We start from the raw sequence: 21040 nt of genomic DNA on the forward strand, positions 1-21040 counted from the left end.
ATACCTGGACCAATGAATGATGCCACATCCCGCACTGGACGTTCTGATCGTCGAAGATGAACCACAACTGGCAACGCTGCACGCAGAGTTTATCGCAAAAAATTTTAATCTGCGCTTGGCCGCCTATGCCGCATCGCTGGCCGAAGCCAAAATCAAGGTAGTCACCTACCGACCACGTTTGATCCTACTCGACAACTTTCTACCCGATGGCCAAGGTATTGAGTTAATGGAAGAGGCCGCGGTGAAAAACCCAGGTTGTTCGGTCATTTTTATCACCGCTGCCAGCGATATGCAGACCTGTAGCCAAGCGATTCGTAACGGTGCGTTCGATTATCTGCTAAAACCGGTTTCCTACAAGCGACTACGCAATTCGCTGGAACGCTTTATGCAGTTTGTGCAGACTCAACATACATTCAAGGTGATAGACCAAAATAACATTGATGCACTATACAATTTGCAATCCAAACAGTTTTCCAGTGAACCCAGCGCCAAAGGCATAGAGCCCAATACCTTAGAATTAGTGCAAGCGTTGTTTATCAGACAACCCGAGCGCGCGCATGCCGTAGAGGATATTGTCGAGCAGGTGGGCATCAGCAAAACCACCGCACGCCGTTATCTGGAGTTTTGCATCAGCACACAGTTTGTTCGTGTCGAGATGGTCTACGGGCATATCGGCCATCCCAGACGATTATATCGCAAGACGTAATGACATCTGGCTGTCATAAATAGCGGTTAACATCACTATTGCGATGCCATCTCTATATCATTTTTTCGTTAAATATTGATAATTTCGCCCGGCCATTATCCAGGTGTTTTATTGCAGATAATTATCTAGATAATCTGCCATATTCATGTCACTTACCACTGATTATTTCCAGCAAAAAACCGTAGAAAACCCGATTAATTCCGCACTCTTATTAAGTATATTTTCACCTACTATCAGCTTACCCTAAACAATAAAAACATTAATGTAAAACGCCGTCAAAATCGACAACCTGACATTAGGACTTGTCTCAAATGCTCACTGTGCTAGGGTATAGACCATTATTATTTTCTTGTAGGACATTTTTTATAGTTTGAAATAACCCAGAGGAAACAGCACATTGCATGGCAATTAAACTCGAAGTAAAGAACCTATATAAGATATTCGGTGAGCACCCAGAACGGGCATTTAAACTGATAGACAAGGGGCTCAATAAAGACCAGCTGTTTGAAAAAACCGGCTTATCACTCGGCGTTAAAAATGCCAATCTGGCCATTGAAGAAGGCGAAATATTTGTCATCATGGGGCTTTCCGGTTCGGGGAAATCCACCCTGGTACGCCTTCTCAATCGTCTGATAGAACCAACCCGCGGTGAAGTACTGATTGACGGCGAAGATATTGCAAAAATATCGGATGTTGCACTTCGCACCGTACGCAGAAATAAGATCAGCATGGTGTTCCAATCATTCGCACTGATGCCGCACATGACCGTAGTGAATAATACGGCATTTGGCATGGAGTTAGCGGGTGTGCCGCCGCAGGAACGGCAGGAAAAAGCGCGGGAAGCACTGCGTCAAGTTGGGCTAGAGAATTACGCGCACTCTTATCCTGATGAACTTTCTGGCGGTATGCGTCAGCGCGTCGGCTTAGCCCGCGCTCTAGCCAATAATCCAGATATATTATTAATGGACGAAGCCTTTTCGGCCCTCGATCCATTAATTCGTACTGAAATGCAGGATGAACTGGTGAAACTGCAGGCCAAACACCAGCGCACTATCGTATTTATTTCTCACGATCTGGATGAGGCAATGCGAATTGGCGATCGTATCGCCATTATGCAAGGGGGTGAGGTCATTCAAGTCGGTACGCCGGATGAAATACTGAATAATCCAGCCAATGACTATGTGCGTAATTTCTTCCGCGGTGTTGATATTAGCCACGTCTTCAGCGCAAAAGATATTGCCAAACGCCGTCCTGTCACCTTAATTCGCAAAACCCCCGGTTTTGGTCCGCGTTCAGCTTTACAACTGTTGCGCGATGAAGACCGCGATTACGGCTACGTTCTCGAACGTGGGCAGAAATTTATCGGTGTAGTGTCGATAGACTCTCTGAAAAAAGCACTGTCAGAAGGCAATACGCTCGATGATGCCCTGTTGGATGCCCCCGCCCCCGTACCGGCCGACACCCCCCTCAGCGAATTGATTTCGCTGGTTGCACAAGCGCCATGCGCCGTACCGGTGATCGGTGAAGAAAACAGCTATATCGGCATTATCTCCAAAGGCATGCTATTGCAAGCTTTAGACAAAGAGGGCCCAGCGAATGAGTGATACTCCCCAAGATCCCTGGGCGGCCACTTCCGCCGCCCCTACCCAAGATGCCGCCACACAGGCCGCCTCTTCCTCCAGTGACCCTTGGGCAAATGCTTCTGCCGCCGATGCGCCAGCAAGCAATGGCAGTGATGCCTGGTCGACTACCCCACCGCCAGCAGCCCATGATGCCGGTAATCAAGCAGCACAGGGGGCAGATTGGCTCAACAGCGCACCGGCACAGCCGGAACATTTCAATTTGCTCGATCCGTTCCACAAAGCCTGGGTTCCCTTTGATTCTTGGGTCACGCAGGGGATTGACTGGCTGGTTCTGCACTTTCGCCCGCTGTTTCAGGGGATTCGCGTCCCGGTCGATGTCATCCTCAGTGGGTTCCAGCAGTTGCTGCTTGGCATGCCTGCCCCCATCGCCATTCTGATTTTCTCGCTGATTGCCTGGCAGGTTTCCAGTCTGGGCATGGGCGCGGCGACACTGGTTTCATTGATAGCCATCGGTGCAATCGGTGCCTGGTCACAAGCCATGGTGACATTGGCGCTGGTACTGACCGCATTGTTCTTCTGTATTGTCATAGGATTGCCACTCGGCATATGGCTGGCGCGTAGCAAGCATGCGGCCAATATCATCCGCCCACTGCTCGATGCGATGCAAACCACACCGGCATTCGTTTATCTGGTACCGATTGTCATGTTATTCGGTATCGGCAATGTGCCGGGCGTGGTGGTTACCATCATCTTTGCGCTGCCGCCGATTGTGCGCCTGACCATTCTGGGTATCAACCAGGTGCCAGACGATCTGATTGAGGCGGCAAAATCCTTCGGTGCCAGCCCGCGCCAACTGCTGTTCAAAGTCCAGTTACCTTTGGCCATGCCCACCATTATGGCGGGCGTTAACCAAACGCTAATGCTGGCACTGTCGATGGTGGTGATCGCTTCGATGATTGCTGTCGGTGGCCTGGGCCAGATGGTGCTCCGCGGCATTGGCCGTCTGGATATGGGGCTAGCTGCCGTGGGGGGGGTCGGTATCGTTATTCTGGCGATTATTCTCGATCGACTCACACAATCTTTAGGCCGCGACCGCCGTACCAAAGGCGTAGGTCGTTGGTACGCTCACGGCCCAATAGGCCTGCTCAGTCGTCCTTTCATCAAGAAACCTTGATCGCCCTCCCCTCGGCAAAAATGCTGAGGGGAGCGGTTGCATGCATAAAACATGAGGAACCACGATGCGCTCGACAGGAATTTGGGCTAGCGCCCTGGCTTTATTACTCAGCACACCGGCCTTTGCCGCCGACCTACCCGGCAAAGGCATCACGGTAAAACCATTGCAAAGCACGCTTGCAGAAGAAAGCTTCCAGACTGAGTTAGTCAATCGGGCACTGGAAAAGCTGGGCTATGAGGTTCAGCCAACCGGTGAAGTGGATTACAACGTTGCCTATACCTCAATCGCCTCAGGCGATGCTACCTACATGGCCGTGAATTGGGATCCATTGCAAACTGACATGTTCAACCACGCGGGCGGTGAAAAAGCGTTTTATCGCCAAGGTACCTATATCGCCAATGCCGCTCAGGGCTATCTGATCGATAAAAAAACCGCAGACCAATACCACATTACCGATCTCTCACAGCTGAAAGATCCCAAACTGGCGCGGCTGTTCGATGCGGATGGTGATGGCAAAGCCGATTTGGCCGGTTGTGAGCCGGGTTGGGTGTGTGGAAGAGTTATCGACGCGCAGATCAACGCCTATGGATTGAGCAATACCGTAACGCAAAAACAGGGAAACTATGCCGCCATCATTGCCGACACCCTCACGCGCTACAAACAACAAAAACCCGTGCTGTATTTTACTTGGACACCGTATTGGGTTAGCGATGAATTGGTGCCTGGCCGTGATGTCGTCTGGCTGACGGTGCCGTTTTCAGTGACCCCAGGCTCACTGAAAGATCTCGATACCGCGCTACCGAACGGGAAAAACTACGGTTTCCCGGTCAATAACGAGCATATCGTCGCCAATAAACAATGGGCGCAGGCTAACCCGGCCGCCGCCAAGCTGTTTGCCATCATGCGGTTGCCGCTGGCGGATGTAAACGCGCAAAACTTGCGGATGCGTAACGGTGAGAACAGCAGTGCTGATATTCAACGACACGTAGATGGTTGGATAAAAGCCCACCAGGCCACCTTTGACAGTTGGATCAACACGGCTGCTGCGGCAGCGAAATAATCCTTACGCGCCGGAAATCCCGGCTTAACATCATTAATAAAGGTATTTCACTATGCGCAAAACAGGAATATGGGCCATTGCCCTCACCACACTCATCGGTTCGCAAGCGGCCAGCGCCGACGCGCTTCCGGGAAAAGGCATCACCGTGCAACCGGTACAAAGCACCATCTCGGAAGAAACCTTCCAAACGCTTTTGGTTAGCAGAGCCCTGGAAAAACTGGGTTACAACGTCAAAGCACCACGGGAAGTGGATTATAACGTCGCCTATACCTCCATCGCGTCCGGTGACGCCACCTTTCTGGCCGTGAATTGGGATCCACTACATGCCGATCAATATAAGGCAGCCGGCGGCGACGCCAAGTTTTACCGTGACGGGGTATATATCGATGGCGCCGCACAGGGTTATCTGATCGATAAAAAAACCGCTGAGCAGTATCACATTACCAACATTGAACAGCTTAAAGATCCGAAAATCGCTAAACTGTTTGATGCCAACGGTGATGGCAAAGCGGATATGACCGGTTGTACCCCGGGCTGGGGCTGCGAAGCAGTAATTAACCATCAGATCGATGCCTATGGTTTGAGCAACACGGTCGAACATAACCAAGGTAACTATGCAGCAATGATCGCCGACACCATTACGCGTTATAAAGAAGGTAAACCCATTCTTTATTACACTTGGACGCCCTATTGGGTGAGTGACGTATTGGTGCCGGGTCGCGATGTTGTCTGGCTGCAAGTGCCATTCTCCTCTCTGCCAGGCGAGCAGAAAGGTGTCGATACCAAGCTACCTAATGGCGCCAATTATGGCTTCCCAGTCAATACCATGCGTATTGTCGCCAATAAGAAATGGGCGCAAGCCAATCCGGCTGCAGCCAAGTTGTTTTCAATCATGAAACTGCCGATTGCCGATGTGAATGCGCAAAATCTGCGGATGCATGAAGGTCAATCGTCAGAGACCGATATTGAAAACCACGTCAATGGCTGGATTAAAGCGCACCAAGCCACCTTCGACGGTTGGGTGAAAACGGCCGAACAGGCTGCCAAGCCATAACACCGTGTTTGAAGCGCACTGCGGTGCGCTTCAAACAGCTGACAAAGCCCGTTATTAGGGAAAGCGTGGCTGTGGGGTCGTAGTGGCGTAAGCCACCGGAGCGCCCCTCGCTACGCTAGGCCCGGGTATCTCGGGACATCAGGCGACTTCGTCACCAAACTCAAGCGCACTTCGGTGCGTTTTTTTACTCCTCTCCCAGCAACATAATCTCGCTAAATTGTAAAAAACGCTCTGCGGCTTTGGTTAACGGCTGATTCCATACGCAATAAACCTGCCGACGTGGGCTTTCTACTATCGGGATCGCCACCAGTGCCGTTAAACGCTGGGCGGTAGAAACCGGCACAATGCCAGCAGCTAAGCCGCATCGCACCAGATTCTCCAACCATTCAATATGATCAATCTCAAAGCTGACATGCCGCTTAATACCAGCCGCCTGAAACGCACGATCGGTTTGCCGCCGAGCGCCCGTACCACTGTAAAAGTCTACCAGCGGCACCTGCGCCAATGCCTGCAACGTCACATTCTGACAGGCAGCCAATGAATGCTGCGCCGATACCAGAGCCACCAACGGCTCATCACTTAATTGACGATGCGAAATCGGCAGCATGTCTTTATCACCCGGCCAAATGCCCACAAAGGCGACGTCTGTATTTTGTTGGCGCACATCCTCCAATAACTGCTCACTCATCCCAACGTACAAACGAATATTGACCGCCGGATGATGCCGATGAAAATCACCCAGTGTTTCTGTCAGGTCTATCGCATTTATCGTTGAAATCGTGCCAATCGTCAGCGTGCCCGAAATCGTGCCGCTGGCCGCTACAACCTCATCGACCAACATTTGTTTCGCCGTTAATAATCGTTGCGCTGGTTTGATAAATGCCAGCCCCGCAGAGGTCAACGCGACTTTGCGCGATGTACGCTCGAACAAGACACAGCCCAACTCGCCTTCCAGTTTGGCAATCTGGTGGCTAAGTGCCGACTGTACCGTATGGCAACGCTGCGCCGCACGTGTAAAACTCTGTTCTTCAGCCACCGCTAATGCATAACGAATCTGTTTAAGGTTCATGTCATCTATCGCGAAATGAGATAAATCAAATGAAAATTATACATTGGATTCAGGTTATCGGGTGCCCGATACTTATGCCTCTTTCTCCTGTGATATGAAATCATGACAACGACAACAGAACACCCCGGCCTCAGCCCGGCACTGATCGCGCTGATTGCCGTCGCGACCGGCTTGGCCGTCGCCAGTAATTACTATGCCCAGCCGCTGCTGGAAACCATCGCACAACATTTTAATCTCTCCGTTAATCAGGCCGGTTTTATTGTCACCGCGGCTCAACTGGGTTACGCCGTCGGCTTGCTATTTTTGGTGCCCCTTGGCGATATGTTCGAACGACGCGGACTGATCGTCTTTATGACACTGTTAGCCGCAGGCGGCATGCTAATTACCGCGAGCTCAACCACGTTACCCGTGATGATCCTGGGTACCGCGCTCACCGGTCTGTTCTCCGTGGTAGCGCAGATTCTGGTACCGCTGGCCGCAACGCTTGCGCATCCCGACAAACGTGGCAAAACCGTCGGTATTATCATGAGTGGGTTACTGCTGGGCATCTTGCTCGCGCGTACCGTCGCCGGTGCGCTGGCATCACTCGGCGGTTGGCGCACCATTTATTGGGTAGCCAGCGTACTGATGATCGCAATGGCGCTGATCTTGTGGCGGGCGTTACCACGCTATAAACAGCATACCGGGCTAAATTATCCACAGTTGCTGAAGTCCATTTTTGTCTTGTTTAGCAGCACGCCGCTGTTGCGAACCCGCGCCCTGCTCGGTGCCCTGTCGTTTGCCAATTTCAGTGTCCTGTGGACATCGATGGCCTTCCTGTTGGCATCACCGCCTTTCGGTTACTCCGAAGGGGTGATTGGTTTATTCGGTTTAGTAGGTGCCGCGGGTGCTTTAGCCGCGTCACGCGCTGGGCATTTAGCCGACCAGGGCAAAGCCGGCCTGACCACAACGATTGGCTTGGTTTTATTATTGCTGTCATGGATACCCATTGCGCTGGCTAAACAATCGTTGTGGGCGCTAGTGCTTGGCATCATCCTATTGGATCTGGCCGTTCAGGCCGTTCACGTCACCAATCAGAGTGTGATGTATCGCATTATGCCAGAGGCGCGTAATCGCCTAACAGCCGGTTATATGACCAGCTATTTTATCGGCGGTGCCTTGGGCTCATTGCTATCAGCCTCTGCCTATCAGCATGCTGGCTGGAACGGTGTTGCCATCGCCGGTGGTGTGTTATGCCTTTTCAATCTGCTTATCTGGTGGCTGGGTAAACGTTACGAAGGACAAATTGAAATACAGAGTTAACCTGCCAACCGGATAATTATGGTAGCTCAGGGTTAACAATAACGCGTGAGTTACTCATCGGCTGGGCATGAAGGTTTTGCCCAGCCAATCCTGTGTTCGAATCATTAAATCCCCCACCATGCGGTAACGCCCCACTAAGCATCACATTGTGACGCCCATTGATGGCTGACTGATGACCTCTGACAGATAAAAACGCGCGTATTACATTAAATTAATTTATGATTTTCAGTTAACATAAAGCACGGTTTTGTACACCAAAGCCGCTACGCTTTACCTACGCGCAGTGAAAATTGACAAACAACTGACAAATGACACGAATTGCTAAATTATTCATTCGGCTTAACACTTACACTGGTAATAACTGTTGTTACTATACCAAGAGAAATTAATGAGGCCCCAAATTATGGAAAGCTCGTTTACTCCTATAGAAAACATGCTGAATTTCCGTGCAAAGCGTCAACAGAACTTCCCTTATCAAGAAATTTTACTGACCCGTTTGTGCATGCACATGCAAAGCAAACTGCTAGAAAATCGTAATAAAATGCTAAAAGCGCAAGGGATAAACGAAACCCTGTTTATGGCGTTAATTACCCTTGATGCCCAAGAGAACCACAGCATTCAACCTTCTGAACTCAGCTCTGCGCTCGGCTCGTCACGTACCAACGCCACACGTATCGCCGACGAATTGGAAAAGCGTGGCTGGATTGAGCGCCGGGAAAGTGACAACGATCGCCGCTGTCTGCATCTGCATTTGACGCCACAAGGAGAGGAGTTCCTGGCTCAGTTGCTGCCCCCTCAGCACAAATGTTTGCATTTCCTTTGGTCCACGCTGAATGATGATGAACAACAACAGCTTGAGCACCTCACCCGCAAACTATTAACACGTCTGGATCACATGGAAGTCACAGAACAGTTCGCTTAACTCCCTATTTCTGTGCAGGTAACAAAATTTATGCGATCCCCATTTCATTGGAGATTTACCCCGCTATGCGCCTCATTAATCCTGGCGGGGTGTGCTGCAACCCATAACATTGCGCCACAATCTACTCTGATTGCGCCACAGCAATTGCAATTAGCGCAATCCAACGTCAGCTCGTTGACGGTCAGCCCACAATGGTGGCGCACGCTTAATGATTCGCAATTAGATAGCTTGATGATCCAGGCACTGCAAACCGCCCCTTCACTGAAGCAGGCCGCCGCCCGCGTACGCGAAGCGCAAAGCGTCATGGGGGAAGCCAGCGCCGCCAACGGGCCAAATCTGGATCTCAATGCAAGTACCACCCGCCAACGCATTCCGCAGAACGTCAATATGGGGCTTGGCTATCCACACCAGCCGATTTATGAAAGTTCAAACTCGTTGGGGCTAAATTTGGCCTATGAATTTGACTGGTGGGGTAAATACCGTAACCAGGTTGATGCCGCCAAAGCCCAAGTTGATGCCGCACGCGCCGAGCAAGCGCAGGCCGCGCTCATGTTAACCAGTTCAGTAGCCTCCGCGTATTACCTGCTGCAAAGCAATTTTTCGCAAGAGGAATGGCTGCAACAAGAGGTGGATAATAATGAACAATTGAGCCAACTGCGCCAACAACAGTATCAGGCCGGTTTGTCTGGCCCTGATGTGCCTCAACAGACGAAAGCACAATCAGACGGTGCCAAGCAGCAGATTCTGCAACTGCAATCGCAGATTGAACAACTGAAGCATCAACTGGCAGCATTAACCGGACAAGAGCCAAGCGCCATGCAAGCTGTACGCCCCGTCGCATTACCAGCCAATAGTCTCTTGATGCCGAAAGGTAAGCTCACCGCCGATCTGTTAGGGAAACGTCCAGATATCACCGCACAACGCCAATTGGTTGAATCCTATAACCAGCGCGTCTCTGCGGCACGTAAAGAGTTTTATCCCAGCCTAACGATTTCAGCCTTTGCTGGCCTGATGACCACCAATACTCAGGGCACTAGCCCAAATCTGTTTGAAGTTGCCAGCCAAGCATGGAACATCGCGCCAGCTATTTCGCTGCCTATCTTCCATGCCGGTGCGCTGCGTAGCAAATTGGGAGAGGAATCCGCGCTGTACGACCAAGTGGTGGAATCCTACAACCAAACTATCCTGAATGCGTTGCAGGAAACTGCCGATGCCATTACCGTCCAGCAAAGCACTGCGCAGCAGTTGCAGCAGGCGGCATCCGCGACCGAGTCAATGCAACAGGTGTACCGTGTCGCAAACGCTCGATACCAGGCAGGGACTATCGGGCGCGACGAGCTGTTATCCCGCCAAACACAGCTGATTCAACAGCAGCAGGCGGAACAAATCGCCAGCAGCAATCTGCTGCAGGCGAAGATAGGACTGATCCGCGCGCTGGGGGGTGGCTATCAGGCACCTGCCAACGCGGATTCAAAAGCATAATAAATAGATATCCCTGAAGGGAATTAAAGCGTGGAGAACACCATGAGCGTAAGCGCCGAGAATCAAAGCCCGCAACAACCGAAAGGCAAAAAGAAGCAGCGTAAGTTTTGGCTGCTGCTGCTAACGGTTATTTTCATTGTCATTGGGGTGGCCTATTTAGCGTATTGGTTCTTGGTGCTACGTCACCATCAAGAAACCGATGACGCTTATGTGGCAGGGAACCAGGTGCAGATCATGGCACAGGTATCCGGCAGCGTTAACAGCGTGAATGTCGATAATACGGATTACGTTAAGCAAGGGGACGTGTTGGTCACGCTCGATCAGACCGATGCTGAACAGGCCCTCGAACGCGCGAAAACCGCGTTGGCTAACAGCGTGCGTCAAACTCATCAATTGATCATCAACAGTAAACAGTATCAGGCCAATATTGCGCTGCGTCAGTCTGAGTTGAGCAAAGCGCAAAATGACCTCAAGCGCCGTGTCGTGCTGGGTAGCGTGAATGCGATTGGCCGGGAAGAACTGCAACACGCACGTGATGCCGTCGCCAGTGCCAAAGCCGCGCTCGACGTTGCGGTGCAGCAATATAACGCGAACCAAGCGATGATCCTGGACACGCCGCTGGAGAAACAGCCCGCTATTCAGCAGGCCGCCGCACAGGTACGTGATGCCTGGTTGGCGCTGCAACGGACGAAAATCATCAGCCCCATTACCGGCTATGTTTCGCGCCGCAGCGTACAAGTTGGTGCACAAATCGCCGCAGGTTCTCCGCTGATGGCGGTCGTGCCAGCGGAACACATCTGGGTGGACGCAAACTTTAAAGAAACCCAGATCGCCAATATGCGTATCGGTCAACCGGCGACCGTCGTCAGCGATCTTTATGGCAACGACGTGATTTACCAAGGCAGAGTAGCCGGGATCGATATGGGTACAGGCAGCGCGTTTTCTTTGCTGCCAGCGCAAAATGCTACCGGTAACTGGATCAAAGTCGTTCAGCGTTTACCGGTGCGGATCGAGTTAGATCCGCAGCAAATTGCCGACCATCCGCTGCGGATTGGTTTGTCGACGCTGGTGACGGTAGATACCACTAACCTCGATGGCAAAGTGCTGTCCGATGTGGTGCGCGATAAGCCACGTTATCAGAGCGATGCACTCACGTTGAACCTGGCACCAGTTAACCAGTTGATCGCCGATGTTATTCATGCGAACGCCGGTTAAGCGCACGGGAGGCTACCTTGGCACAAAAACCGCTTGAGGGTGCCCAGCTTGCCTGGATGACGATCGCGCTTGCCATGGCGACGTTTATGCAGGTACTGGACTCTACGATTGCCAACGTTGCGATACCCACCATCGCCGGTAACCTGGGGTCGTCCAACTCGCAGGGAACCTGGGTCATCACCTCGTTTGGGGTGGCAAACGCCATTTCGATTCCAATCACCGGTTGGTTGGCGAAGCGTTTCGGTGAGGTGCGGCTGTTCTTGTGGTCCACCGCACTATTCGCCCTCGCTTCTTGGCTGTGCGGTATCTCTAACAGCCTGGGAATGTTGATCTTCTTCCGCGTAGTGCAGGGGCTGGTCGCCGGGCCGTTGATCCCGCTGTCGCAAAGCTTATTACTGAATAATTATCCACCAGCCAAAAGAGCAATGGCCTTGGCGCTATGGTCAATGACCGTGATCGTCGCGCCGATATTTGGACCTATTCTCGGTGGTTATATCAGTGATAACTATCATTGGGGCTGGATTTTCTTCATTAACATCCCCATCGGGTTGTTTGTGATCCTTGCTGCAATGGCGACGTTGAAAGGCCGGGAAACCAAGACCGAAATCAAGCCAATCGACACCATTGGCCTGATTTTGTTGGTGGTCGGCATCGGTTCGCTGCAGGTGATGTTGGATCAGGGTAAAGAGTTGGACTGGTTTAACTCCACTGAGATCATCACTCTGACGGTGGTCGCCGTGGTGGCCTTGCTGTTCTTGGTGGTGTGGGAGTTAACCGACGATCACCCGGTGGTCGACTTGTCGTTATTCAAGTCGCGCAACTTTACTATCGGCGTGTTATGTATCAGCTTGGCCTATATGCTGTACTTCGGCGCTATCGTGCTGTTGCCGCAATTATTGCAGGAGGTCTACGGCTACACCGCAACCTGGGCGGGTTTAGCCTCGGCACCGGTTGGGCTGATCCCGGTCTTGCTATCGCCAATTATTGGTAAGTTTGGCAATCGCCTGGATATGCGTCGGTTAGTCACATTCAGCTTCATCATGTATGCCGTGTGCTTCTACTGGCGCGCCTACACCTTTGAACCGGGGATGGATTTTGGTGCCTCCGCTTGGCCGCAGTTTGTTCAGGGCTTCGCTATCGCTTGTTTCTTCATGCCACTGACGACGATTACGTTATCAGGACTGCCACCAGAACGTATGGCGGCCGCATCAAGCTTGTCGAACTTTGTGCGAACGCTGGCTGGTTCGATCGGTACCTCGATCACCACCACATTATGGACTCAACGTGAATCTCAGCACCACTCGCAGTTGGCTGAGTTTGTGAATCCTTACAATCCGCAGTCGCAGGAGATGTACCATAAGCTGGAACAGCTGGGCATGAGCCATCAGCAGGCTTCGGCATATATCGCCAATCAGATCACTGCGCAGGGGCTGATTATCTCCGCAAATGAGATCTTCTGGCTATCAGCAGGGGTGTTTTTGATCCTATTGGCATTGGTCTGGTTCGCCAAACCACCGTTCAGTTCGGGCGGAGGCAGCGGCGGCGCGCACTGATTGTCACGCCAACAAAATGGGCGCACCTTTTATGGCGCGCCCATTTTTTTATGCAGAAAACACCGCTAGTCTTGGTTCTGACGCCACCAATCGGCCAATAGAATGCCAGTTGCTACCGACACATTAAGACTTTCTACCTTACCGGTACCACCGATTGAAATGCTCATGTCACCCTGCTGCCACGCGCTATCGCTCAAACCGTCGCGTTCCTGGCCCAGCACCAGCACCATTTTAGCTGGCAGCGTAGCCTGCGCTAACGCGGTACCTTTATGGCTAGAGGTGGTCACAATGGTGTAACCCGCCTTTCGGAAGGTGTCCAGCACCGATAAAAAGTCATCCGCGTTGATGGCTTTGATATGTTCTGCCCCACCTTCAGCGGTACGAACCGCCGCACCGGATTCCAGCAATGCGGGATCCTGTAACAGCACCCCGTTCACACCAAAGTGAGCGCAAGAGCGTACGATGGCCCCCAGATTATGTGGGTTACCCACCTCTTCCAACGCCAGCACACAGTCTTTTACCGGGGCATCATTCAGATAGGTTTGCGCATCTAACCCTTGACGTTTCTTGATCAGGAAGCACACGCCGCCGTGGTGTTCAGTGCCAGACGCCTTTGCCAGCTCCTCTTCATCGACGACGTGGTAAGCTTTGCGGTTCGCCGCCATCCAGCGCAGCGCTTCGCGAAAACGCGGTGTGACAGATTGCACAAACCAAGCACGCACAATCGCATCTGGACGGCTGGCAAACAGCGCCTTACAGGCGTTTTCACCGTAAACGCGCGTTTCTTCCGCACGCTGACGGCGCAACTGTTCTGGATCGATAAAGCTTTTACCACTGATACCGCCGTGATCAAACGCCGGTTCGTCTTCCGGCCCACGAGACACCGTTTTCCACGGTGAGTCGTATCCACCGCGATCTTCTGCACGCGCCGGGCGACGAGGACGATCGCTATCATTGCGGCGGGAATCGGTACCACGACGATCGCTGCCGCCTCGCGATTTATCCTGGCCTGGGCGGCCAGCGCGAGCATTGTCTGCCGGGCGGCCTTTGCCAGCCGGACGCTTATTCTTGTTACGATCGTCGCCGTTATCGTCGTCACTACGGACGTACATCACTTTAACTTTACCGTTCTTGCCACTAAATGAGTCGTTCATTGTCTTCTCCACCAACGCGCAAGGCGCGAAGATTACCTGATGTCTGTGTACTAAGCCACTAACTTGGACGTTCACCAAAACAATTCAAGCTGCGCCGCGACAACATATAAGCATACTCCTTGCAGTATAGACCCGTAACAAAAACGAAAAAATGCAGCACATCACCGTGATAACGTGAAATAGGTAGCTATTTAATTCATTCAAACCAGCATTTATCAGCATAGTGAAAACGTAGCTTACTTCACGATCATTACGTATGCCTAATGAACAAGCTCCCCCTCTTTGTCACAACGCGCTTCCATACTCATTAATGTCCTTCACCATACCGAGAAGGCGCAAAGTTACTGGTAAGTTGCCAACTGATACAGATAACTCCGCTATGTCTAGCCGGTAACCATTGTCTGGCAGACCACTGCCAGACAATACGCGGTGGTTTATAGGTAATGAAGGCTCAGGGTAGTCCCGGTATTAAAATCGATAGCATCTTTAACCACGTCTACAACTTTAGGGTCAAGTGCAGCGGAAATATTAATCACACCAGAAATATTCGTGGCTTCCAATGGGATGCCCTCAGTGCTTCCCCAACTATGCATTATGGAGCTATCCTGAAACATCAAATGCCCCAGCTTAGTTGTGACGACTTCCCAATTGCTCCCATGACTACTATTGTCAGACAGTATCTCAGCGCTTTTATCATTCAGGCTGACACTGGCCAGTAATACAGTAAATAAACCGATGTCTCTACCATCAACCACTCCCAATGAAGCACGTTGTTCAGGTAGCGAATTCGTCTCTGACTCAGCCTCATTAAGGTAGCTTTGAACATTAACCTCGCTCGTTTGAGAATCTAAAAGATCAGACTGCGCGGATAAGGCCAATTTGGCCGCAGAGTTACATTGGATATTAAAATTAATAGGCTTATAACCTAACTGGTATCCATCCTCCGGATTATTTTTTCCTTGCAGTTCATTTTTTTTCAAAATACCGAAATCAGCTGCACCATCAACAGAAATGGAACAGGCGGAAGGAAACACCGCGCCTTTCACCGAAATTTGTGAGGTTTCCGCTGCCATTGTAGAGAATGAACCGATAGAGGTAATAAGAACAAAAGACAACGCCGTCATTTTAAACATTTTCATTTATGTACCATTTTTAAGATTAACTAAAATTAGCCATCCTTAGATTAAATACCACTTCCATAAACTAAAACGAAGGCAATATTCCCGTAGCCTTTTAAATACTGGAAATTAACTACCTACATATTGAAATCACTTGGATATATCTAATACTGCCTAGCATCAAACCTTATCAAAGCCCCTAACTCGGTCAGATCGCGTATCTGTCCCTCATCCCCCGAGGCTGGAAAATCCAAACGCAACTGTAGGGTTAGTAAATGAGCCCCCTTCCCCGTTGCGGTTGGTGTAAGAGTAGTAAGTTGACTCCCCGGATGCAGTCTCATCGACGAGCCGGTAAATAACAAACGCTCCCCCCTTGTGCTGAAGTCAAGCTCAGTCTGGTATCTACACCGTCATATTGTGCTGCCATTAGCGATAGAGCCATTCTCCCCATAGCACCAAAGCGAAAGTGTTGCCCGTCCTCATGCGGTGTGCCGTCAACCAGCAAAGCGATAGGCTCGTCTCCCACACACTCAACAACAACGGTGACGTCCTGTTGGGTAAACAGCGTTGCAACATTGGCTGCATGGCGTTGCTTGCCCAACTGTATCTCAGGGCGTGACGCTACCACCTGACAGCTTTGAGCCATGCTGCGAGAAGAAGAAAAACACAGCAAAACAGCAAGACTTAACCAACCTATTAATAGGATAATTCCCCGATTCACACATCCACCTTTGTTATACGATTAACTGCATTTTGCGGTGATATTTTCATAGGTGTTCATCCTTGGTGATTTTTCCGGTATGGAATAAAGCAAACTACATTGTTGCTCCTGCCAATGTGCCACCAGCGGGCGTTTATCATTTAAATCGGTAAGAAACACCGTGCCAGCATCAACCGCCGTCGTCACATAGCTACCATCTTGTGAAGTAATCGCACTGCCTTTAGGCAACAGCGAACCATCTTTCAACTTCACTGTTAGCAGCCCGTTACGCGTTTGCTGTAAAAGAAAGTGCGTATTGGTCACCGCACCGTGACCCGCTACGATTTGCCGGTAGCCATTACTGACATCGGTATTTTCTGGTAATTGTTCGGTATTCAACTCTATCCGCCCTGCAGTATAAGCAGGTAATCTCGGGACGACCGCCTTACCCCGCCAGTCAGTCCACACTTTTCCCAGTGAAGTATTGATTTCTACCCCGCTGACAGCCGGCTCCACCGCCACAACTCCAAAGGTATCGTTAACTTTATGCGGCGAGAACACTACCCCCTCCCGATGGACTACGATACCGCCGGACAAAGTCCCAGAATAATTACGGGTATGGTTCGTCGCAACGTAACCATACACACCGGCAGTGGTATAGTGCAGGTTGCCGTTCAGGCTCCCCGACAGACTAGTATCATGATCTTGTTTCATACCGTGTTCCGCTGCTAATGACCAATTACTGTTTTCAGTCAGGTCGCCACTTGTTTGCAGACCCGCAGCGGCTGAATCAGGTGTATGGCGGTAATAACTGCTGACTACCTGGGCACCCAGCGGCAAACTAAGGTTAACGAACAAACTATCGCGATCGGTATTACGACACCGATAGGCAGTATTGCAATTGCGTGAGCTCTGGCTTTGGCGCTGTCAGCTTACCGAGGCAGACAAAAAGCCAAAACTTCGGTTCCAGGTTGCCATCAGCCGTCGATTATCCCCACGGTTATCCCCTTGGCGAGTTTGACTGGCAGAAAGCGAAATATTACCCACCAACGCTTGGTGCCAATTCATCCTTATACCTGCGCTGGTGCGGCTATATGGGTTATCACTGTTAGAAACCGAGTCCATCAACTCCCGATAGCCTGGAGAATACATGGTAATATCGCCACCAAATCCGAGATTCAGCGGAGCTTGCCAGTTTAGCGAAGCGGTGCTTTTGGCACCTTGTAAGCCATGGTTATTATCTTGGCTCAACGCGGCAGACAGACCCATAGAGATATCTGGACGTGGACTGACGGTAATCCCCACCCCACTACCAAAATAGTCAGAAGCAACAATTGCCCCGCTATCCAGTAATACTCGCTGAGAAAGCGCCCAACCATCAGACAGGCTTGCTACCCAAGGCCGCTCGTAGTTCTGGTTAACATTCTCAGCATGTAGGCGCCCCAGCGCCAAAGACCACGTTTCTGGTGCCTTTGGCACTAGCCTACGAAATGAGTCAGCAGTGATGGTATACACTTCTTCCTGTCCAACTGGGGTTATCATTCTGAGTTGTAAGTCACTCGTACTGTTCAGTACGGGCAATTCTGTTAACGTAAAAGGGCCTGCGGGTACCAGAGTAGAGTAAATCAAGATACCATTTTGGCGGACCTCCACTCGAGACTGGTCTGCGCGGGCAATCCCACGCACCAGTACTCCTTCTCCTTTGCTGCTCAGCGCAGACTGTGGAATTAATTGCATACCATCTATAGATGCCCCGGACAGCAGATTATTGGAAAAGTTGATTTGTCCTGCCATCAACAATTGCTTTCTATCCACCAGCGTTTTCTGCGCGTACACGTACGCGTTTTCGAAAGTGAATCCACCGTCACTACTCTGACGCAGGTTATGCGCACCACGTACCATCCAGTCACCGGCATTAAAACCGCTTTCCAAATTCAGGTTACTAAAGCTTGAGTTTTTACCGTACGACGAAAAATATGAACGATATGCAGCGTAGTTCAACAGGCCAGCCACCCCTCCTTGCTGGAAATGCGATAGGTCATTTTCTTTCTCCACCGCTTCAGGCGGCACCACAATACGCACTTCCTGAGTTGCAGGTAGCAAAGATACAGTGGCAGTCGGCCAGATTTCGTTAAGTTGCGGGCAGGCATTTATGTCTCTACTCTTTTCAAATTGCGAGGAGTCGAATCGAATACCAGCAGAACTAAAGAACGATTCATCCGCACACATTTGACCTTGGTGACCAAAGACCAACCTTGTCATTCCACGGTATGATCCATTTACCTCTAACTCCACATCTGTAATACCTGGAGTAAATCGTCCTCCTTTAGCAAAGTAGGAAGCGGTAGACGGATCTATGCCCAGCGCTTTCAAGCGACTTTCACTAAATTTAGTCAATTGAGCACCTTCTGCCGACTCAGAGCATCCCCATCCAATACAGGCTAGTATGGTGGTCGTAGCTAGAAATGAATGGCGGTTTGTCTTCATGGTAATGAGCAATTATTTCCCGTATAGAGTCGCAGTCTGTACACCGACGCCAAATCCGTAACGAGTGACGGGAGAAAACTCCACTCGTTGCTGACCGCTTAAACGAGCACGGACGGGTATAGCGACACTCAGAGTTTCGCCAGGCAGGAGGTAACTTTTGCTTAGAGACAACGGAATGCCTGAGGGTTGTAATTTGACCTGCGGTGTTAAACGCACCACATGGCGACCTGTGTTAGCAACTTTTAAGTTGTTTGCGCTAACGGACCATTTCAGATCGCGCCACATATCACGCTTTGCCGCCAGCCCCTTAGGCACAATAATCACCGGCAGATCCTGACGCACACTAACGGATACTTGGCTGTTATCCGTGGTTCGCTCGGTCACACCTTCAAAATAAACGCGCTTGATATGCTCATTCTGCAACGGAGTATCCGTGTTCAGTACAAAGCGTACTCGCTGGGATTGCCCCGGTTCCAAACGGGCTACAGGCTGAGTCACGATCAGACGCGGAGCCGGATCATCGGGCAACTCAACTAGTTTAGTGAATAACAATACCGGAACATTTTCCGTGTTTTTAACATTAATGCTGCCCCCCTTCTGCGCTTCGTCAATAATAACCGCAGAAGATTCTGGTAATACACCAGACGCACGTAACTGGGTAGAAAAAATCGATATTGTGGTCACTACTAAACTGCACAGCACCCATTTTGGGTTTATATTTTTATTTCTAAAAAAACATTGAGTCTCATGCGAAAATTTATCGGATATTCGTTGCTTCAAGGAATTAAAATAATTTAATAATGGAAAAAACATAACAAACACACCCCATAGAAATTGGTATTAATAAATAAATGGATAAATATTGTCTGGCAGGCAACTGCCAGACAAAACACCCGGTTTATAGATACTGCAAGCTAAGAGTGGTGTTGGTATTAAAGCGGATGACGTCTTTCATATTTTCCACCAACTCAGGAACAATTGCAGCTGAGATATTGATAACACCAGCAATATTCGTTGCTTCCCGTGGTGAGCTACCTTTCCCCCAACCATAGAATACGGAACCATCTTGGTACATCACATGATTATCGGCCTCAGAAATCGCCTGCCAACTAGTACCGCCGTCTTGGGAGGAAATAAGATCGGCACTGGTACTATCGAGTGTTGCACTCGCTAACGATGCGGTAAAATATCCCATATCTTTACCATCGATCTGCCCTAAAGATGCAAGTTGGCCAACCTTAGTATGCGTCGATTTTTCAGTATCACTAACGTGGCTAGTAACGCCGATAGTCGCCGAGCCAGCAGCTAAATTATCAGCCTGTGCTGATAACGCTACTTTCGCTGCGGCGTCACATTGAATATTAAAATTAACGGGCTTATAGCCTAACTGATAAGCATTTTGCTCTTGGGTTTTTCCTTTTAGTTCGTTTTCGGTCAAATGACCAAAATCGACTGAACCATCAACCGAGATCGAACAAGCTGTAGGAACGATAGATCCTTTCACCATAATTCGAGCTGTTTCTGCAGCCATTGTAGAAAGAGAAGCAGCAGAGGTTACAAAGACAAAAGACAATGCTGTTATTTTAAACAATTTCATTTATGTACCATTTCAAGATTCAACCAGATTGACCATCCTTGGGTTGGATACTTGCTCCGTTATTACCACGCGAAGCAATATCTAATTTTGAATTTTAATAAATTTTCAAAATAAAAAACCAACAAAAAACGAAGGGCAGGATTTTAAATCCAAGATGATGGATTTTGGAATACAGAGATTGAGACAATTCTTATTATACCAATAGAAAAAACCTATCAAAAAAGGAGTTAAGAAAAGTTTAACTAAACTATGTTAATAATTATTTTCTTAACCACACTTTAATCAATTAAAATCAACAAGTTAAAAACACGCACAAAAACAAAAAAAACACAACCATGAAGCAAAATAGAAACAAACACCTTTAACCCCATTTGGGAAAGTGCAATTCGTTTCAGTTTCGTTTAGGTTTCTAGTAAGTTATCGCGACAATAAGCTTGAATAACCCTGCTGTTATGACAAAACTCTCGTTTTAAACGGAGGGAGATGGACGTTTTACCTTGCTCTAGCTAATAGAAAAGGATCGATGGTAGTACATACCTCCTTGCATGACCTACCTGCCCTAGCCGTTCTACACAACAAGAGTCTTCGCCAAAACGCAATCATTTACCTGCTCTGGAGCAACTAGGTCAGCATCAATCCCTAAACCTGACCGATTTTGGGGACAAAACTACGTTCCTACTTACAACATATCGTGGTAGCGCCGAAGGGCATGAGTACTACGAAATCCAACTGGGGAAAATGCTACGGTAGTGCACCAAACATATAACGCCGTCGATAACAAAACTGGATCGACACGCCTGAAGAATGATTATTGATTAGCTAAACACCTTTTTACCATAAATCTAAGTAGCCCCCTTGATGGAT

17 protein-coding genes and 1 pseudogene are annotated in these 21040 nt (G+C 49.8%); 10 read left to right on the plus strand and 8 right to left on the minus strand.

Annotation, left to right across the window (positions count from 1 at the left end; genetic code table 11):
- Positions 1–19: 19 nt before the first annotated feature.
- From ACQKDS_RS09560 to proX (ACQKDS_RS09580), 5 genes are all read left to right on the plus strand, one after another.
- Positions 20–706: a response regulator gene (locus ACQKDS_RS09560; protein ID WP_399669273.1), complete on the plus strand. Its 687-nt coding sequence runs from the start codon at positions 20–22 to the stop codon at positions 704–706.
- 401 nt (positions 707–1107) lie between these two features.
- On the plus strand, positions 1108–2310 hold the full coding sequence (gene proV / locus ACQKDS_RS09565; RefSeq protein ID WP_399669200.1) for a glycine betaine/L-proline ABC transporter ATP-binding protein ProV: 1203 nt from the start codon (positions 1108–1110) through the stop codon (positions 2308–2310).
- Positions 2303–3463, plus strand: a complete 1161-nt coding sequence (gene proW / locus ACQKDS_RS09570) for a glycine betaine/L-proline ABC transporter permease ProW (RefSeq protein ID WP_399669203.1) — start codon at positions 2303–2305, stop codon at positions 3461–3463. The genes proV and proW overlap by 8 nt, the downstream gene beginning before the upstream one ends.
- Positions 3464–3527: 64 nt before the next feature.
- A complete protein-coding gene (gene proX / locus ACQKDS_RS09575) occupies positions 3528–4523 on the plus strand; it encodes a glycine betaine/L-proline ABC transporter substrate-binding protein ProX (protein WP_399669206.1) in 996 nt (331 codons plus the stop codon).
- Between the two features lie 52 nt (positions 4524–4575).
- Positions 4576–5577: a glycine betaine/L-proline ABC transporter substrate-binding protein ProX gene (gene proX / locus ACQKDS_RS09580; protein WP_399669209.1), complete on the plus strand. Its 1002-nt coding sequence runs from the start codon at positions 4576–4578 to the stop codon at positions 5575–5577.
- A 184-nt stretch (positions 5578–5761) separates the two neighbouring features.
- Here the strand turns inward: proX (ACQKDS_RS09580) and ACQKDS_RS09585 are convergent, their stop codons facing one another.
- On the minus strand, positions 5762–6646 hold the full coding sequence (locus ACQKDS_RS09585) for a LysR family transcriptional regulator (RefSeq protein WP_399669211.1): 885 nt from the start codon (positions 6644–6646) through the stop codon (positions 5762–5764).
- Positions 6647–6748: 102 nt separating this feature from the next.
- On the opposite strand from ACQKDS_RS09585, the gene ACQKDS_RS09590 reads away from it, so the two are divergent.
- From ACQKDS_RS09590 to emrB, 5 genes are all read left to right on the plus strand, one after another.
- Positions 6749–7948: an MFS transporter gene (locus tag ACQKDS_RS09590; protein WP_399669214.1), complete on the plus strand. Its 1200-nt coding sequence runs from the start codon at positions 6749–6751 to the stop codon at positions 7946–7948.
- Positions 7949–8351: 403 nt separating this feature from the next.
- Positions 8352–8870, plus strand: a complete 519-nt coding sequence (gene mprA / locus ACQKDS_RS09595) for a transcriptional repressor MprA (protein WP_399669275.1) — start codon at positions 8352–8354, stop codon at positions 8868–8870.
- A 30-nt stretch (positions 8871–8900) separates the two neighbouring features.
- The gene (locus ACQKDS_RS09600) at positions 8901–10352 is read left to right on the plus strand and encodes an efflux transporter outer membrane subunit (RefSeq protein ID WP_399669217.1); all 1452 of its coding nucleotides are present in this window, start codon (positions 8901–8903) and stop codon (positions 10350–10352) included.
- Positions 10353–10394: 42 nt separating this feature from the next.
- A complete protein-coding gene (emrA, locus tag ACQKDS_RS09605; protein ID WP_399669220.1) occupies positions 10395–11567 on the plus strand; it encodes a multidrug efflux MFS transporter periplasmic adaptor subunit EmrA in 1173 nt (390 codons plus the stop codon).
- A 17-nt stretch (positions 11568–11584) separates the two neighbouring features.
- The gene (gene emrB / locus ACQKDS_RS09610) at positions 11585–13120 is read left to right on the plus strand and encodes a multidrug efflux MFS transporter permease subunit EmrB (RefSeq protein WP_399669223.1); all 1536 of its coding nucleotides are present in this window, start codon (positions 11585–11587) and stop codon (positions 13118–13120) included.
- 65 nt (positions 13121–13185) lie between these two features.
- Here emrB and ACQKDS_RS09615 read toward each other — a convergent pair whose 3' ends face one another.
- The 7 genes and pseudogenes from ACQKDS_RS09615 to ACQKDS_RS09645 all read right to left on the minus strand — a co-directional run bounded on the left by ACQKDS_RS09615 (position 13186) and on the right by ACQKDS_RS09645 (position 20176).
- A complete protein-coding gene (locus ACQKDS_RS09615) occupies positions 13186–14274 on the minus strand; it encodes a tRNA/rRNA methyltransferase (protein WP_399669226.1) in 1089 nt (362 codons plus the stop codon).
- Positions 14275–14708: 434 nt separating this feature from the next.
- Positions 14709–15413, minus strand: a complete 705-nt coding sequence (locus ACQKDS_RS09620) for a DUF1120 domain-containing protein (protein WP_399669229.1) — start codon at positions 15411–15413, stop codon at positions 14709–14711.
- Positions 15414–15729: 316 nt separating this feature from the next.
- The gene (locus tag ACQKDS_RS09625) at positions 15730–16113 is read right to left on the minus strand and encodes a hypothetical protein (RefSeq protein WP_399669232.1); all 384 of its coding nucleotides are present in this window, start codon (positions 16111–16113) and stop codon (positions 15730–15732) included.
- 21 nt (positions 16114–16134) lie between these two features.
- Entirely contained in the window at positions 16135–16416 is a 282-nt protein-coding gene (locus ACQKDS_RS09630; RefSeq protein ID WP_399669277.1) for a FimD/PapC C-terminal domain-containing protein, read from the minus strand.
- Between the two features lie 42 nt (positions 16417–16458).
- Positions 16459–18579, minus strand: a pseudogene (locus tag ACQKDS_RS09635) (fimbria/pilus outer membrane usher protein); the annotation flags it as partial.
- A gap of 12 nt (positions 18580–18591) precedes the next feature.
- On the minus strand, positions 18592–19392 hold the full coding sequence (locus ACQKDS_RS09640; RefSeq protein WP_399669235.1) for a fimbria/pilus chaperone family protein: 801 nt from the start codon (positions 19390–19392) through the stop codon (positions 18592–18594).
- 85 nt (positions 19393–19477) lie between these two features.
- Entirely contained in the window at positions 19478–20176 is a 699-nt protein-coding gene (locus ACQKDS_RS09645; protein WP_399669238.1) for a DUF1120 domain-containing protein, read from the minus strand.
- Positions 20177–21040 lie beyond the last annotated feature (864 nt).

This window comes from Serratia sp. NPDC078593 (genome assembly GCF_050268245.1).
Classification (GTDB): Bacteria; Pseudomonadota; Gammaproteobacteria; order Enterobacterales; family Enterobacteriaceae; genus JBNNGK01.

Coding starts and splice junctions, on each gene's coding strand:
- ACQKDS_RS09560 (WP_399669273.1), top strand. CDS start 20: ATGCCACATCCCGCACTGGACGTTCTGATCGTCGAAGATGAACCACAA.
- proV (WP_399669200.1), top strand. CDS start 1,108: ATGGCAATTAAACTCGAAGTAAAGAACCTATATAAGATATTCGGTGAG.
- proW (WP_399669203.1), top strand. CDS start 2,303: ATGAGTGATACTCCCCAAGATCCCTGGGCGGCCACTTCCGCCGCCCCT.
- proX (WP_399669206.1), top strand. CDS start 3,528: ATGCGCTCGACAGGAATTTGGGCTAGCGCCCTGGCTTTATTACTCAGC.
- proX (WP_399669209.1), top strand. CDS start 4,576: ATGCGCAAAACAGGAATATGGGCCATTGCCCTCACCACACTCATCGGT.
- ACQKDS_RS09585 (WP_399669211.1), bottom strand. CDS start 6,646: ATGAACCTTAAACAGATTCGTTATGCATTAGCGGTGGCTGAAGAACAG.
- ACQKDS_RS09590 (WP_399669214.1), top strand. CDS start 6,749: ATGACAACGACAACAGAACACCCCGGCCTCAGCCCGGCACTGATCGCG.
- mprA (WP_399669275.1), top strand. CDS start 8,352: ATGGAAAGCTCGTTTACTCCTATAGAAAACATGCTGAATTTCCGTGCA.
- ACQKDS_RS09600 (WP_399669217.1), top strand. CDS start 8,901: ATGCGATCCCCATTTCATTGGAGATTTACCCCGCTATGCGCCTCATTA.
- emrA (WP_399669220.1), top strand. CDS start 10,395: ATGAGCGTAAGCGCCGAGAATCAAAGCCCGCAACAACCGAAAGGCAAA.
- ACQKDS_RS09615 (WP_399669226.1), bottom strand. CDS start 14,274: ATGAACGACTCATTTAGTGGCAAGAACGGTAAAGTTAAAGTGATGTAC.
- ACQKDS_RS09620 (WP_399669229.1), bottom strand. CDS start 15,413: ATGAAAATGTTTAAAATGACGGCGTTGTCTTTTGTTCTTATTACCTCT.
- ACQKDS_RS09640 (WP_399669235.1), bottom strand. CDS start 19,392: ATGTTTTTTCCATTATTAAATTATTTTAATTCCTTGAAGCAACGAATA.
- ACQKDS_RS09645 (WP_399669238.1), bottom strand. CDS start 20,176: ATGAAATTGTTTAAAATAACAGCATTGTCTTTTGTCTTTGTAACCTCT.